The 15,996-nt window shown below is 59.2% G+C and carries 14 protein-coding genes; 3 read left to right on the forward strand and 11 right to left on the reverse strand.

The genetic code is table 11. From position 1 onward, the window contains the following. The first annotated feature begins 5 nt into the window (after positions 1-5). Positions 6-1,163: a glutathionylspermidine synthase family protein gene (locus QF043_RS01845; protein WP_307417311.1), complete on the forward strand. Its 1,158-nt coding sequence runs from the start codon at positions 6-8 to the stop codon at positions 1,161-1,163. 149 nt (positions 1,164-1,312) lie between these two features. Here the strand turns inward: QF043_RS01845 and ycaC are convergent, their stop codons facing one another. Beyond that, positions 1,313-1,945, reverse strand: coding sequence for an isochorismate family cysteine hydrolase YcaC (ycaC, locus tag QF043_RS01850; RefSeq protein ID WP_307417313.1), 633 nt, complete (start codon positions 1,943-1,945; stop codon positions 1,313-1,315). A gap of 449 nt (positions 1,946-2,394) precedes the next feature. On the opposite strand from ycaC, the gene QF043_RS01855 reads away from it, so the two are divergent. Further along, entirely contained in the window at positions 2,395-2,631 is a 237-nt protein-coding gene (locus QF043_RS01855) for a DUF6124 family protein (protein ID WP_307417314.1), read from the forward strand. Positions 2,632-2,696: 65 nt separating this feature from the next. Here QF043_RS01855 and fic read toward each other — a convergent pair whose 3' ends face one another. From fic to QF043_RS01905, 10 genes are all read right to left on the reverse strand, one after another. After that, complete coding sequence (fic, locus tag QF043_RS01860) at positions 2,697-3,818, reverse strand: protein adenylyltransferase Fic (protein WP_307421288.1); 1,122 nt, start codon at positions 3,816-3,818, stop codon at positions 2,697-2,699. Between the two features lie 498 nt (positions 3,819-4,316). Further along, positions 4,317-5,087 (reverse strand): XRE family transcriptional regulator, encoded by a 771-nt coding sequence (locus QF043_RS01865; protein WP_307417315.1) that lies wholly within the window; start codon positions 5,085-5,087, stop codon positions 4,317-4,319. Between the two features lie 214 nt (positions 5,088-5,301). Next, the gene (gene ppa, locus QF043_RS01870) at positions 5,302-5,829 is read right to left on the reverse strand and encodes an inorganic diphosphatase (protein WP_003176323.1); all 528 of its coding nucleotides are present in this window, start codon (positions 5,827-5,829) and stop codon (positions 5,302-5,304) included. A 93-nt stretch (positions 5,830-5,922) separates the two neighbouring features. Then, positions 5,923-6,753: a zinc-dependent peptidase gene (locus QF043_RS01875; RefSeq protein WP_307417316.1), complete on the reverse strand. Its 831-nt coding sequence runs from the start codon at positions 6,751-6,753 to the stop codon at positions 5,923-5,925. Between the two features lie 6 nt (positions 6,754-6,759). Next, positions 6,760-7,413, reverse strand: a complete 654-nt coding sequence (locus QF043_RS01880) for a DedA family protein (protein ID WP_056861943.1) — start codon at positions 7,411-7,413, stop codon at positions 6,760-6,762. Between the two features lie 323 nt (positions 7,414-7,736). Then, positions 7,737-8,195: an N-acetyltransferase gene (locus QF043_RS01885; RefSeq protein ID WP_065911257.1), complete on the reverse strand. Its 459-nt coding sequence runs from the start codon at positions 8,193-8,195 to the stop codon at positions 7,737-7,739. 92 nt (positions 8,196-8,287) lie between these two features. Continuing rightward, complete coding sequence (eutC, locus tag QF043_RS01890; RefSeq protein WP_307417317.1) at positions 8,288-9,121, reverse strand: ethanolamine ammonia-lyase subunit EutC; 834 nt, start codon at positions 9,119-9,121, stop codon at positions 8,288-8,290. Further along, positions 9,118-10,512 (reverse strand): ethanolamine ammonia-lyase subunit EutB, encoded by a 1,395-nt coding sequence (locus QF043_RS01895; protein WP_236369617.1) that lies wholly within the window; start codon positions 10,510-10,512, stop codon positions 9,118-9,120. The genes eutC and QF043_RS01895 overlap by 4 nt, the downstream gene beginning before the upstream one ends. Before the next feature lie 64 nt (positions 10,513-10,576). Continuing rightward, complete coding sequence (eat, locus tag QF043_RS01900; RefSeq protein ID WP_058420204.1) at positions 10,577-12,010, reverse strand: ethanolamine permease; 1,434 nt, start codon at positions 12,008-12,010, stop codon at positions 10,577-10,579. 218 nt (positions 12,011-12,228) lie between these two features. Further along, the gene (locus QF043_RS01905; RefSeq protein ID WP_056861948.1) at positions 12,229-13,749 is read right to left on the reverse strand and encodes an aldehyde dehydrogenase family protein; all 1,521 of its coding nucleotides are present in this window, start codon (positions 13,747-13,749) and stop codon (positions 12,229-12,231) included. Between the two features lie 271 nt (positions 13,750-14,020). Between QF043_RS01905 and QF043_RS01910 the strand changes: the two genes are divergently transcribed. Continuing rightward, positions 14,021-15,916: a sigma-54-dependent Fis family transcriptional regulator gene (locus tag QF043_RS01910; protein ID WP_307417318.1), complete on the forward strand. Its 1,896-nt coding sequence runs from the start codon at positions 14,021-14,023 to the stop codon at positions 15,914-15,916. Positions 15,917-15,996 lie beyond the last annotated feature (80 nt).

Raw genomic sequence — 15,996 nt, forward strand, 5'->3', positions numbered from 1 at the left:
AGTTCATGAAGAAGATCCACTGCGCAGAACGTCATGACTGGAAACAGACCGCCGACAGCCTCGGTTTCCTGTTCCACACCATCGACGGCGAACCCTACTGGGACGAAAGCGCGTACTACCAGTTCACGCTTGAGCAAATCGAGCGCGACCTCGAGGACCCTACCACCGAGATCCATGACATGTGCATGGACCTCGTGGCCCGCGTGGTGCAAAACGAGGAGCTGCTGGAACGCCTGAGCATTCCCGCGCCGTTCTTCGACATGATCCGCACCTCATGGCTCGAAGGCCACCCGCACCTGTACGGGCGCATGGACTTCTCCTACAACGGCAACGGGCCAGCCAAACTGCTCGAGCTCAACTACGACACACCCACCAGCCTCTATGAAGCGGCGGCGTTTCAATGGGGCTGGCTGGAGCAATGCATCGAACGCGGCCTGCTGCCCAAGCACGCCGACCAATTCAACAGCATCGACACCAAGCTGCATCAAGCCTTCGCGCAATTGCAGCTTAACCAGCCGTTCTACTTCGCCTCGATGAAAGACTCGATCGAAGACAAAGGCACCACCGACTACCTGCGCCTGGTCGCCGAAAAAGTCGGCATTGAATCCCGCCACATCGACATCGAAGACATCGGCCTCACCAGCGAAGGCCGCTTCGTCGACCTGGAGGATCGCTGGATTCCCCACCTGTTCAAACTGCACGCCTGGGAATTCATCTTCCACGAACCCTTCGGCGCCGCGATTGCCCAGAGCGACACCCAGTTTTTCGAGCCCGCGTGGAAAGCCATCCTCTCCAACAAAGGCATCCTGCCGCTGCTGTGGGAATTCAATAAGGGCCACCCGAACCTGCTCGCCTCCCACCTGGACACCGCCCCCGACAAAGCCGTGCCCAAGGGCTGGGTACGCAAACCGTTCTTCTCCCGCGAAGGCGCCAACATCGAACTGCAAACCGCCGACGGCCTGATCGTAAAAGAAGACGGCCCCTACACGGACGCGCCGTTTATCCTTCAGGAATTCGCGCCGCTGCCACGCTTTGGCGACAGCTACACACTGATCGGCTCCTGGGTCATCGCTGACCAAGCCGCAGGCATCGGCGTGCGCGAAGACAACAGCCTGATCACCAAGGACTCAAGCCGGTTTCTACCGCACCTGATCCTCGACTGAGCCAGCTCAATCGCAACGCAGCAAAGACCAAATGTGGGAGCGGGCTTGCCCGCGAAGACGGTAGGCCAGTCACCGAATGTAGTGACTGATTCACCGCCATCGCGGGCAAGCCCGCTCCCACAATTTTTAGGGGGGAGAAACGCTCAATCTCAACCCTGACGCGCCGCCAGCACCGAATAGCTGTTCATCAAATTGCGATAGTTAGGAATCCGCTGCGACAACAAATTTCCCAACCCCTCGATATCGTTGCGCCAGTCACCCTGCAACTCACACGCCACCGAAAACCAATTCATCATCTGCGCCCCCGCCTGCACCATCCGGCTCCACGCCGCCTGCTGCACCGTCGTATTAAACGTGCCCGACGCATCCGTGACCACAAACACCTCAAACCCCTCCGCCAGCGCCGATAACGTCGGGAACGTCACACACACATCCGTCACCACACCCGCAATAATGATCTGCTTGCGCCCAGTCGCCTTGACCGCCTTGACGAAGTCCTCGTTGTCCCACGCATTGATCTGACCAGGGCGAGCGATATACGGCGCCTCCGGGAACATCTCCTTCAACTCCGGCACCAACGGGCCGTTGGGGCCTTGCTCGAAACTGGTGGTGAGAATGGTCGGCAAGTTGAAGAACTTGGCGACGTCCGCCAGGGCCAGCACGTTGTTCTTGAACTCGTTGGGGGAGAAGTCCTGCACCAGCGAGATGAGGCCGGTTTGGTGGTCGATCAGCAGAACAATGGCGTCGTCTTTGTTCAAGCGGCTGAGGGTTGGAGTGCTCATGGTTGAAGTCCTTTTTTGGTTGGGTTGGTTTGGCGTTGCGTTCAACATGGGCACAGATTAATGGGTGGGTGGTGGGGGATAAATCGGGTGAGGTAGGTAATACTGTCAACTTAAAGGTGACAATGGTTGGATGGCCAGCAGTACGGATCCCTTTCATTTGCAGGACGTTTCCTAGAGAATCCCAGCCGCTTGCGTCAGCAAAATCTCGCGACTAGGCTGCGTTCCGTCACTGCTTTTTCAGTGATCGGGTTTAGTCGCCCGGATTCGATTGGCGCATAAGCAATTCATGAGTCAGGCACTCTTTCGCCTGCATCTTATGGTGGCTGTGCGCAGGGCACCTCCGGGTGCGCCGGGTTCCCAATCGACCGGTCGACTAACCTGCGTACAGCTGCCGCCTTTCGTTTAGTCGCGGATCTTGGCAGCTCCAAATTATCGATTGGAGTTTTGCTATGGATAACGTTGTTTCGGATTTGCCCTCATCGGCTGCGACCAAGCCTTTTACTGTTAATGAAGAGCTGAGCTTTGAAGATGCCTGGGTACGCGTGGCCGAGTTGCTGCAGTGTGCGGTGGCTACGTCGCAGGCGCTTGGTGAACCGCTGGGCGCGCCGCACAGGGCGGTGATGCATTTGGTGGAGATGGCGAAGATGGTGGCGGATCGGGCTGTGGAGTGTATGCAGCCCAAGTAAGAAAACGTCGCCTGTTCAGTCTTCACCGTTCAGGCGACTCAATACTCAATGTCCTTCAGTACGGCTCAGGTATACGTCTTGAAGTCGTTACTGTCGCGAATCAGTAGCTGCATCAGCTTGGGATGAATGAAGAGCTTTTCCTTGCCAACCTGAACCTCCTGTAGAACGCCAATGGACACTAACTCTTTGAGGTAGCGAGAGGCGGCCTGGCGTTGAGCGATCTGCTTATCGACGACGTTGCTAATGCGGCAGTAGGGTTGCTCGAAAATCACATCCACTAATTCGCGGGTATAGGTTTTTGGCAGACGTTCGCGAACAAACTGCGTTGTGTGCTCGGATAGGCTGCGAATGGCGGCAATTTTGGCACTGGTCCAGCGGGCGGTTTCTTCTACGGCGGTGAGCATATAAAGCAGCCAGGGCTCCCAGGCTTGCTCGCGGGTCACATCAAGCAGCAGTCGGTAGTAATCGGCTCTATGCGCAATGATGAAATGGCTAAGGTAGAGAATCGGTAGATTCAGCAGACCTTCCTGAATCAGATACAGGGTATTGAGTACCCGGCCGGTACGGCCATTGCCATCGGTGAACGGGTGAATGGCCTCGAATTGATAGTGCCCCACGGCCATTCGTACCAATGGATCGAGGTCTGTCTCGTTGTGTAAAAAACGTTCCCAATTAGCTAGCAAGTCGCGTAAGCGATCTTCGCCCTCTGGTGGCGTGTAGATGATCTCGCCGGTGCGGTCATTGGCTAGCTGGACGCCTGGTACACGGCGAATGTCCATGTTCACGCCCTTGAGCGTGCGACAGATCTCTACTGCCGTGCCTGTGGAGAGTGGGCGCTCAGCCAACGATTGGTAACCGTTATGAAGAGCCTTGCGGTACCGCAGGGCTTCTTTGGTCGCGGGGTCCGCGTGATTTGCTCCATCCTGGGCATGCTGGAAGAGCAAGTCCGTGGTGGTGACGATACTTTCGATCTCGGAGCTGTCCTTGGCTTCCAGCAAGGGGATGGTATTGATCAGCATCGTTTGATTAGGGATCAGCTCGGCAGCTTGTTTCAATTCGGCCAAGGCTGCGCGGGCTTCAATGCAGCGTTTGAGTACTGCACGGGTCTCCAGCTCTGCTGACGGCGGCAATGGCGGAAGCTGGTTGTAAGGCTTATCGGCTTGCCATGGGAAATGAGGTGTTGTCATGGATGAAGGTGTGTCCACGAGGTTCATTTATAGGCGAGGTCGCTTTCATAAGCGCCCTCTCATGGCGTCAGTGTAAGCATGTGAGCATCATATGTCGCTATTTTACGATTTTTGCGACATGTCTTGTTCTTGTGTCGCTGGCGACGACACTTTAGGTATGAGCCAACCAGCTCGGCGGCTATTCATTGAGGCGTGCGCTTTAGAATAGAGTTTTTTGCGGAGTAGAGGTGATAGTACGTAGCGTAATGACTTGCCCCAGCAGGTACCCACGCGTTTTTGAGGTTGAAAGGGCATTAAAAAGCCGGCTTGTGGCCGGCTTCTCGGGGACTGCCTCAGCTTGTTTTTGACAAACCTCACCAGCCTTCAAATCGCTCAGCCCACATCGCGTCGGGCTGAATAGTAGGGGCATCTGCGGGAACTCCTCCGCTTCGCCAGGCAGGATAGGTAGCGCAACGCCACCCCCTGCCAAATGTGGGCGGCATTCTAACCACATTCACCTCATATGCCTACCTCCGGGTCCGATTTAGAGCCTTCCCAGCCCAGCAGGTGTTCGTCCAGCGGCACCGGCCTGCGGTTGTTCAGGGTGGACCACCAGAACACCCAGCCGACAATCTCGAAGTTCTGTTCAAAGCGTTGTTCGTGGGTGAGGTATTCGTCCGGGTGTTCGCCGGCGTTGTGGCTGCGCATGCGCAGGCCGCCGCCGGGGCGGTTGTAGAGGTATTTGATGCGTAGCATGCCGTCGTGTTCGACGGCGTAGATTTCGCCGTCGGTGATTTGGCTGCGGCCTCGGTCGATGGCGAGGGTGGCGCCTTGCTGGATGATGTCGATCATGCTGTTGTCGACCATGTAGGCGCCTACCGCGCGGTCGGGGTTTACGTTGAGGGTTTCGAGGGTGTGCAGGGAGACGCGGATGCGCTCGGTCGAAGTGAACGTGGGGTGGAGGGGAATCTCCACGTCGATTTTTTCCGGGAGACGGGCGGGGCCCGTGAGGTACTTGCCGCTTTCTTCGCGGGTGGCGATGCCTTTCCTTGGGTCCGGGCCTTCCAGCAGGAAGTTGGCCGGTGGGTGTTTGAGGCCTTCGCCGGTGCGCAGCCAACGGCTCGAGACGCAGAGCAGTTCTGCGATCTCGTTGAGTCGGCCCATGGGCACGCCGCGCTTGAACCAGTTATTCACGTGTTGAGGCGTGACATCACGGTTCTTGGCGAAGTCGGAGGCGGAAAGATGAACTTCCCGCAGTAACGCTTTTAGTCGATCACCTGATGTATTCATAAACGCAGAGTTTACTGGCCGGAAAAATACATCAAATAAACTATGCGTTGAGTTTCGTGTGTAGGGATTTGCTTAGTTGTAGTCTGATATTTCAGTTATCTAATCTTATTAAACGTTCCGAATTAAACATTGAACTTGGCGTTTAATTTTTCCCACAAAAAAAGCCCCGAATCGTCGGGGCTTTTTTGATTGCCGGGGCAATGAGGAGCGGGTATCAGCCTTTGTAGGCAGCGACCGACTTCATGATCTCGGCGCGGGCGGCGTCTGCGTTGCCCCAACCATCGATCTTCACCCATTTGCCTTTTTCGAGGTCTTTGTAGTTCTCGAAGAAGTGCTTGATCTGTTCCAGCAGCAGTGGCGGCAGGTCGGTGTATTCCTTCACGTCCACGTACAGCTGGGACAGCTTGTCGTGTGGCACAGCGATAACTTTGGCATCGCCGCCGCCGTCGTCGGTCATATTCAGGATGCCCACTGGGCGCGCACGGATAACCGAGCCTGGGGTAACCGGGTAAGGGGTCACTACCAGCACGTCGAGGGGGTCACCGTCGTCAGCCAGGGTGTTAGGGATGAAACCGTAGTTGGCCGGGTAGAACATTGGGGTGGCCATGAAACGGTCAACGAACAGGCAGTCGCTGTCTTTGTCGATTTCGTATTTGATCGGCGCGTGGTTGGCCGGAATTTCGATGGCGACGTAGATGTCGTTCGGCAGGTCTTTGCCAGCCGGAATCTTGCTGTAGCTCATTGGGCGGTGCCCCCGTAGTTGGCCATGAAACATGGCCGGATTGGCCTAAAAGTGGCGGCGATTATAGGCATATTCTGACGCCGATGCCATGCGTCAGACGTCGTGTGGCGCCAGCGGTTCAGTCTGGTAGCGGGCATCGCCGGATTGCAGTTGGTGCAGGCGGGCCAGCGGGTCCTGGCGATAAAAGCGGCTCAATTGCGCGTACACCTGGGGATAAGTGCCGACCAGTAAATCCGGGGCACTGAAGAAATACTCACTGGTGACGGCAAAGAACTCCGCCGGGTTTTCGGCGGCGTAGGGGTCGATGTCCGTTTCGGCGTCCGGGTTGGCATCCAGCTGGCGGTTGAGGTCGTCAAAGGCGCTTTGCATCACGCTGGCCCATTCCTGCACGCGCATGTCGTGGTGCAGCGGCGGCAGGCCGTTGGCGTCGCCGTTGAGCATGTCCAGCTTGTGCGCCAGCTCGTGGATCACCAGGTTGTAGCCTTCCCACTGGCCGCTGGCCAGAACGCCGGGCCAGGCGAGGATCACCGGGCCTTGCTGCCAGGCTTCGCCGCTGTGTTCACCGTCCCACTCGTGCTCGACACCGCTGGCATCGCGATGGCGCTGGGGGCTGAGGAAGTCGTCGGGGTACAGCACGATTTCGTGAAAGCCCTGATACCAGTCGAGGTCACCCAGGTTCATCAGCGGCAATTGCGCCTGGGCAGCGAGCAACAGACGCTGCTCCTGGTGCAGCTCGACGCCGGGCAGGGCGGTCAGGTGCTTTTCACTCAGGAATACCACACAGGCTTCGCGCAGCCACTGGTCCTGCTCGGCGCTGATGCCGTCGAGGAAGGTCAGGTGATGGCGTACCCGCTGCCAGGTGTCATCGGCAATCGGATGCTTGGCCAGCAGGCGCTGGCGACGCCAGGCGCTGAGGGACCACATCGCGGGTTACTGCGGCTTGGCTTCGGAGCTGCGGCCAAACCGGCTGCGGAACACGCCGATGATCATCGGCACCAGCGACAGCAGGATAATAAACACCACCAGCAGCGAGAGGTTCTTCTTGATAAACGGCACGTTGCCGAAGAAGTAACCCAGGGTGACCAGGCCGCCGACCCACAGGATGGTGCCGAACACGCTGAAGCCGAAGAAGCGCGGGTAAGGCATTTTGGCGATACCGGCCACGAACGGCGCAAAGGTGCGCAGGATTGGCAGGAAGCGCGCCAGGGTCACGGTTTTGCCGCCGTGTTTATCGTAGAAGTCGTGGGTTTTTTGCAGGTAGTCGCGGCGGAAGATCTTCGAGTTCGGGTTGCTGAACAAGCGTTCCCCGGCCGTTCGTCCGATCACGTAGTTGGTACTGTCGCCGAGGATGGCTGCCAGCATTAACAGGCCGCCCAGCAGGACTGGGTCCATGCCGCCGCCTGCGGCAATGGCGCCGGCGATAAACAGCAAGGAATCACCGGGCAGGAAAGGCATAACCACCAAACCGGTTTCGCAAAAGATAACCAGGAACAGAATGGCGTAGATCCACACTCCGTAGTTTCTTACCAGCATGTCGAGGTACACGTCGAGATGCAGGATAAGGTCGAGCGGGTTGAAATCCATGAATGGCACCTGTGTGAATGGCCCGGCTCAGCAGGCCTGTGCGGAAGCTACGGGTAAGTTAGGCTACAAGCGTATGTCGCGATTCTTACAACTCTGAGAGGTCCGCATTATACGGATTGAGAGGTGAAAAGCGTGTTGGTTTTGTAGCGGGGAGTGTCGCTGGTAGCAAGGCTCTACACTGATCCAAATGTTGCTTAGATGTAAATGTGGGAGCGGGCTTGCTCGCGAAAGCGGTGGGTCAGTCGAGTCTTTATTAACTGATACACCGCTTTCGCGAGCAAGCCCGCTCCCACAGGGGATCTATGGTGGTTGGGCTAACAGCGTCAGTCCTCACTGATCGGCAGCACGTAGTTCTTGAACTCCGTATCCTCTCGAAAGCCGATCGACTCATAGGTCTTCTGCGCCACCTCATTGTCACTGCTGGTCGACACCCGCAGCCGCACGGCATGAGTCTCTTTGGCCATCTTCTTCGCGGTGCGCATCAGGTTGTCGGCCACCAACTGTCGGCGGGCATCTTCGGCGACGTAGATGTCGTTGAGGATCCACACGCGTTTAAGCGACAGCGACGAAAAGCTCGGGTACAGCTGGCAGAACCCCAGCAACCTTTTGTCGTCATCATCCGCCAGGGCCAGGTAGATCACCGACTCCTTGCGGCGCAGGCGCTTTTCCAGAAAGGCCCGCGACGAGTCCGGGAAGGGCAGCGCGCCATAAAACTCACGGTATTTGACGAACAACGGGGTCAGCAGGTCCAGGTGTTCCAGGGTCGCTTGAGTAATCCGCATGCCAGGCCTCAACTTCCAAATGGGGTATGACCACACAAGCGGCCGTGACTCGATGCTGCCTAATGACGCCAAAAAGCGCAATCGTGCAGCTATCAGTCATTGGGTGGGCTGAGCAGGAAATTGCCTTTGATCAGGTCAGGATCATCCGATTCGAGGGTCTGAACCTGCGCCTCGTCCTTGAGGTTGACCCCCGACAGTTGCCGACGACACGCCTCTTTCATCAAATAAAGCAGGCGATGGGCGGCCATGCCGTAGCTCAGGCCCTCCAGGCGTACGTTGGAAATGCAGTTGCGGTAGGCATCGGTGAGGCCGACCTTGGGGTTGTAGGTGAAATACAGCCCCAGGCTGTCCGGCGAGCTGAGCCCAGGCCGTTCGCCGATCAGAATCACCACCATCTTGGCCCCCAGCAACTGACCGATTTCATCGGCCACGGCCACGCGGCCCTGTTCCACCAGGATCACCGGCGACAAGGACCATCCTTCAGCCTGGGTCTGCTCCTCCATGCGTGTAAGAAACGGCAATGTATGTTTATGCACCGCCAGCGCCGACAGGCCATCGGCCACCACCACGGCCAAATCCACGCCGCCTGGGTTGACGGCGGCGTAGTCACGCAGGCTCTGGGCTGACTCATCGCTTAAACGTCGACCCAAATCCGGGCGCTGCAGGTACATGTGCCGGTCCACGGCAGCGCTGTGCAACAACAGGCTGTCACGCCCGCGCTCGGCCATTTGGCTGCTCAGGCCCGCGTGGTCGAAGGGCAAGTGCACCGCATCGCGCGCCTGGGCGTGGGCGAACTGGAAATCCAGCTGCGCGTTGGTGGGAATGCTGGTGCCGGTGCGGCCCAGCGCAATGCGCGCAGGCGTGAGGCGGCGCAGTTCCAGCCACGGGTTGTCAGGCAGGTCGAGTTGCACTGGCGGCTCCTTCATCCTAATTGCTTCAAGGCGTGACGAAACGCCGGTGGCAGGCTGTTGCCAAAGTGCACCTTGCCGTCGGCCTGGGTGAAGATGCCCATTTTCGCCAGCCACTGTTCAAACTCCGGCGCCGGTTTTAAACCCAATGTTTGCCGGGCATACAAGGCGTCGTGGAACGAGGTGGTCTGGTAGTTGAGCATGATGTCGTCGGAGCCGGGGATGCCCATGATGAAGTTGATCCCGGCCACGCCCAGCAGGGTCAGCAGCGTGTCCATGTCATCCTGGTCGGCCTCGGCGTGGTTGGTGTAGCAGATATCACAGCCCATCGGCACGCCGAGCAGCTTGCCGCAAAAGTGGTCTTCGAGGCCGGCGCGGATGATCTGCTTGCCGTTGTACAGGTACTCCGGGCCGATAAAACCTACGACCGTATTGACCAAAAATGGCTTGAAATGCCGCGCCACGGCGTAGGCGCGGGTTTCACAGGTTTGCTGGTCGACGCCAAAGTGCGCGTTGGCCGACAAGGCACTGCCCTGGCCCGTTTCGAAATACATCAGGTTCTGGCCCAAGGTGCCGCGATTCAGGCTCAAACCCGCTTCGTAGCCTTCCTGCAGCACGCTCAGGCTGATGCCGAAACTGGCGTTGGCCGCTTCGGTGCCGGCAATCGACTGGAACACCAGGTCCAGCGGCACGCCACGGTTGATGGCCTCGATGGAGGTGGTCACGTGGGTCAGCACGCAGGCTTGGGTGGGGATTTCGTAGCGCTGGATGATCGCGTCGAGCATCTCCAGCATGGCGCAGATCGAGGCGATGCTGTCGGTGGCCGGGTTAATGCCGATCATGGCGTCGCCGTTGCCGTAGAGCAGGCCGTCGAGAATGCTGGCGGCGATGCCGGCCGGTTCATCGGTGGGGTGGTTGGGTTGCAGCCGGGTCGACAGCCGCCCGCGCAGGCCCATGGTGCCGCGAAACTGTGTAACCACGCGGATCTTCTGCGCCACCAGCACCAAATCCTGCACGCGCATGATCTTCGACACGGCGGCGGCCATTTCCGGTGTAAGTCCGGGCGCCAGGGCGCGTAGGCTTTGTTCATCAGCCGCATCACTGAGCAGCCAGTCGCGCAGGCCGCCCACGGTCAGGTGGCTGACCACGCTAAACGCTTGTTTATCGTGGGTGTCGATGATCAGCCGGGTGACTTCGTCGCTTTCGTAGGGGATCAGCACTTCTTCGAGGAAGTGTTTCAACGGGATATTGGCCAGCGCCATTTGCGCCGCGACGCGCTCGCCGTCGTTTTGCGCGGCCACGCCCGCGAGGAAGTCGCCGGAGCGCGCCGGGCTGGCCTTGGCCATCACGTCCTTGAGGCTGTCGAAGCGGTAGGTTTGTGTACCCACCGCGTGGGAAAAGCTTGCCATACAGTGTCTCCTTGGCGACGCGAGCTGCCCTTGAGTAAGGCGCCCGCGCCGAGGTTTACGGCTATCAGTGCAAGGCGGCCTCTGCGGCCTGGATCGCCGCGAATTCCTCTTCGGGCGTGCCCGCTACCAAGTGATGCCGGCTGTAGAAAGCAAAGTAAGCAATTAATACTCCATAGATGATCGCCGCGCCAATCACCACCCGTGGGTCCACCAGAAAGCCCGCCACCACGGCCACGCAGGCCAGTACCAGCGCGATACCTGACGTGAAAATGCCACCCGGCGTGCGGTACGGACGCTCCATCTTAGGGCGACGGATGCGCAACGTGATGTGCGCGGCCATCATCAGTACATAGGAAATGGTCGCGCCGAACACCGCCACCAGAATCAGCAAGTCACCTTGACCTGTCAGCGACAGGCCAAAGCCGATAATGCCGGGAATGACCAAGGCCAGCACCGGCGCCTTGCTTTTGTTGGTCTGCGACAGCTTGCGCGGCAGGTAACCGGCGCGGGACAGAGCAAAAATCTGCCGCGAATAGGCGTAGATAATCGAGAAAAAGCTCGCGATCAGCCCGGCCAGGCCGACCAGGTTGACGAAGCTGCCCATCCAGGTCGAGCCGCCGTAAGACAATGCCAGCGCTTCAACCAGCGGGTTGCCCGACTTGATCAGTGCATAAGTGCCCGCGCCACCTGGCGCAATCACCAGAATCAACAGGGCAAAACTGGTCAGCACCACAATGGCGCCAATCAGGCCACGCGGGAGGTCACGCTTGGGGTTCTTGGTTTCTTCAGCGGCCAGGGGCACGCCTTCGACGGCGAGGAAAAACCAGATCGCGTAGGGAATCGCCGCCCACACGCCGACGTAGCCAAACGGCAGGAAGGTGCTGGCGCCCTTGGCCTCGGTCACCGGGATATCCAGCAAGTTGGCGACGTTGAAGTGCGGCACCATCGACACCAGGAACACGCCCAAGGCAATCGCTGCGATGGCGGTGATCACAAACATCAGCTTCAGGGCTTCACCCACGCCGAAGATGTGGATGCCGATAAAGATGATGTAGAACGCCAGGTAAATCATCCAGCCGCCGATGCCGAACAACGACTCGCAATAGGCGCCGATAAACACCGCGATGGCGGCGGGCGCGATCGCATATTCGATGAGGATGGCGGTGCCCGTGAGGAACCCGCCCCAAGGGCCGAAGGCACTGCGGGCAAAGCCGTAGCCACCGCCGGCGGTAGGAATCATGGAAGACAGTTCGGCCAGGGAGAAACACATGCACAGGTACATGGTGGCCATCAGCAAGGTGGCGAGGAACATACCACCCCAGCCACCCTGGGCCAGGCCGAAGTTCCAACCGGCGTAGTCGCCGGAGATCACGTAGGCAACGCCAAGGCCGACCAGCAGTACCCAACCGGCGGCGCCTTTTTTCAGTTCGCGTTGTTGGAAATAGTCGGTGCCGACTTTTTCGAAGTCGACGGAGGAGCCAGTGGGTTCGCTAGGCATGGGAAAGTACCTTCCATTCTTATTGTTTTTAACTCGGCCTCAGTGTGCCGAATGAGGTAGCAGCTACTTGCGAAGTTCAAATGTGGGAGCTGGCTTGCCTGCGAAAGCGTTTTGTCAGCTAACACATACTTGGCTGACACACCGCTTTCGCAGGCAAGCCAGCTCCCACACTTGATCTTATTTCAAGTTGAGAGCGGGTCGCCTGCTAGGAGGCGAAGTTAGAAGAAGCCAAGTGGATTAATGTCGTAACTCACCAGCAGGTTCTTGGTCTGCTGGTAATGGTCCAACATCATCTTGTGGGTCTCACGGCCCACGCCGGACTTCTTGTAGCCACCAAACGCGGCATGCGCCGGGTACAGGTGGTAGCAGTTGGTCCACACACGGCCCGCCTTGATCGCGCGGCCCATGCGGTAGGCGCGGTTGATGTCGCGGGTCCATACGCCGGCGCCGAGGCCGAACTCGGTGTCGTTGGCAATCGCCAGGGCTTCGGCTTCGTCCTTGAAGGTGGTGATGCTCACCACCGGGCCGAAGATTTCTTCCTGGAACACGCGCATCTCATTGGTGCCCTTGAGCAGCGTCGGCTGGATGTAATAACCACCGGCCATGTCGCCGGTCAGTTGCTCGACCTTGCCACCGGTGAGCAGTTGCGCGCCTTCGCCCTTGGCGATTTCCAGGTAGGACAGGATCTTGTCGAACTGCTGCTCGGACGCCTGGGCGCCGACCATGGTGTCGGTGTCCAGCGGGTCGCCGCGTTTGATCTGCTCGATCTTCTTCATCACCACTTTCATGAAGTCGTCGTAGATCGACTCTTCCACCAGTGCGCGGGACGGGCAGGTGCACACCTCGCCCTGGTTGAAGAACGCCAGGACCAGGCCTTCAGCGGCTTTTTCGATAAACGAAGGTTCGGCCTTCATGATGTCGGCAAAGAAGATGTTCGGCGACTTGCCGCCCAGTTCAACGGTCGACGGAATAATGTTTTCGGCCGCCGCGTGCATGATGTGCGAGCCCACCGGGGTGGAGCCGGTAAAGGCGATCTTAGCGATACGCTTGCTGGTGGCCAGGGCTTCGCCCGCTTCTTTACCGAAGCCGTGCACCACGTTCAGCACGCCAGGCGGCAGCAGGTCGCCGATCAGCTCCATCAGCACGTTGATGCCCAACGGGGTTTGCTCGGCGGGTTTAAGCACCACGCAGTTACCGGCGGCCAGGGCCGGTGCGAGTTTCCACGCGGCCATCAGCAGCGGGAAGTTCCACGGGATGATCTGGCCGACCACGCCCAGCGGTTCGTGGAAGTGGTAGGAGGCGGTGAGTTCGTTGATCTCGGCGCTGGTGCCTTCCTGGGCGCGGATGCAACCGGCGAAGTAGCGGAAGTGGTCGGCGGCCAGCGGGATGTCGGCATTGAGGGTTTCCCGCACGGCCTTGCCGTTATCCCAGGTCTCGGTGATGGCCAGCAGTTCGAGGTTCTGTTCGATGCGGTCGGCGATTTTCAGCAGCACCAGCGAGCGGTCCTGGGCCGAGGTCTTGCCCCAGGCGTCAGCGGCGGCGTGGGCGGCGTCCAGGGCCTTGTCGATGTCTTTGGCGGTGGAGCGCGGGAATTCGGCGATGGGCTTGCCGTTGACCGGCGAGGTGTTGGTGAAATAGTTGCCGTCCACCGGCGCAACGAATTCGCCGCCGATGAAGTTGCCGTACTTGGCCTTGAAGGAAACGATCGAGCCTTCGGTGCCGGGATGTGCATAACGCATGGTGGGTATCTCCTGCTTTTATGTTTATTGGAGTACAGCGGTGTTGCGCGTGATAAAGCGTAGAGCAAAGGTCGGGCCACCGCCTTGCACGCCAGGTAAATCAAGGGTTTGGGCTTTGTTGCAAAGCGTTGCTGTGACACTTGCGGTACAGATGGGGTGACAGTTTGTGCCATAAGCGGTACAGCCTGTGACCAGTGGGTCGGCCCGGGATTGCAATGCCCGGATGGCTGGGGGATGCTGGCCGTTCTCACGCAGGGAGAATAATAAGAACATGCACAACGATCATTTCAGTCGCCATGCCCAGCAAGTCCTCACCGTCACCCGCGGGCAGGATCTCGGCCACGGCCCCGGCAGCGACCCGTCCATCGCCCGCTCCTGGCTGCGCTGCCTGGAGGACTACCACCTCGACCCCGCGCTGACCATGGCTCCCACCGTGCTTGAACACGGGCGCCTGCTGGAAAGCCGCGAGCGCTTGCAGCAGGTGCTGCACATCGCCGGCAGCGAGATGAACAGCCTGCATCAACAACTCTCCGGCGCTGGCCATGCCGTGCTGCTCACCGATGCCCGCGGGGTGATCCTCAACTGCGTGACTGCGCCGGCCGAGCGCAAGGTGTTCGAGCGCGCCGGCCTGTGGCTGGGCGCCGATTGGAGTGAGGCGTGCGAAGGTACCAACGGTATCGGCACCTGCCTGGTGGAGCGCCAGTCCCTGACCATTCACCGCGATGAGCATTTTCGCGGCCGCCACACCGGCCTGACCTGCTCGGCAAGCCCGGTGTTCGACCCCCATGGCGAACTGTTGGCCGTGCTGGACGTGTCATCGGCGCGTGAGGCCGTGTCGCGTCAAAGCCAGTTCCACACCATGGCGCTGGTGAACTTGTCGGCCAAGATGATCGAAAGTTGTTACTTCCTGCGTCATTTTGAACAGCACTGGCTGCTGCGCTTTCACCTGCAGGCGGAGTCCGTGGGGTTGTTCAGCGAAGGGTTGCTGGCGTTCGACGGTGAAGGGCGAATCTGCGCGGTCAACCAGAGTGCGCTGAACCTGCTGGGGCAGGCGCGCGGCGGTTTGCTGGGGCAACCGGTAGAGGCGTTTTTCGAGTGCTCGCTGGACCAGTTGCTTGGCCGCGCCAGCGCCAATGCTACTGCCAGTTGGCCGTTGCGTACCCGCGATGGTCGGCATTTGTTCGCCGCGTTGCGTGGCCAGGCACGCAACGCGCCTGCGCCGATAGCCAAGCCTGAGGCGCCACGCCTTTCGGGTATTTGCCTGGGCGATGCCGCGTTGCAGAATGATTTTCGCAAGGCCCTGCGAGTATTTGAGCGCGACGTACCGCTGTTGATCAACGGCGAGACCGGCTCTGGCAAGGAAGCATTCGCCAAGGCCGTGCATCAGGCCAGCCTGCGTGCCGATAAGGCCTTCGTTGCCCTCAACTGCGCCGCTATCCCGGAAAGCCTGATCGAGAGCGAGCTGTTCGGCTATCGCGGCGGCAGCTTTACCGGCGCGCGTAAAGAGGGGATGCAGGGCAAGTTACAGCAGTCCGATGGCGGCACTTTGTTTCTCGATGAAATCGGTGACATGCCCTTGGCCTTGCAGACTCGCTTGTTGAGAGTCCTGGAGGATCGTCTGGTGGTGCCCATCGGCGGCGAGCCTCAGCCGATAGATGTGCGCATCATCAGTGCTACTCACAGAGATTTGCTGGCGCGTGTGCAGGACGGCAGCTTCCGCGAAGATTTGTATTACCGGCTCAACGGTCTGGAAGTTTCATTGCCGGCGCTGCGTGATCGAAGTGACAAATCGCAGTTGCTGGACTTTTTACTGAAAGACGAAGCGGGTACGCAGAACGTCCTGCTTGATCTCGACGCGCGTGAACGACTATTAGCGTTTGCCTGGCCGGGGAATGTGCGGCAGATGCGCACTGTGTTGCGCACATTGGTTGCGTTGACCGAGAGTGGCCTGATTGGGCTTGAGGATCTGCCGGCGCACATTCGTCCACTCCCGCCCCATGCACTCAATGAGAAGCCTGACCTGCCTCTGGAACATGCCGAGCGCTTGACCCTGCTTGAGGCGCTGGAGCAGCAGCGATGGCATATGACCCACGCAGCCGAACACCTTGGGATCAGTCGCAATACCCTGTATCGCAAATTGCGCAAGCACGGTATTCCCCTTCGTTGACCTCTGTTTCACTTGGCATCACTGCGAGGTGACTGAGGTCTGACGTTTCGACTCTTCAGTCACCGTACGAGAGGTCGAGG

The organism is Pseudomonas sp. W3I7 (assembly GCF_030816095.1).
GTDB lineage: Bacteria > Pseudomonadota > Gammaproteobacteria > Pseudomonadales > Pseudomonadaceae > Aquipseudomonas > Aquipseudomonas salomonii.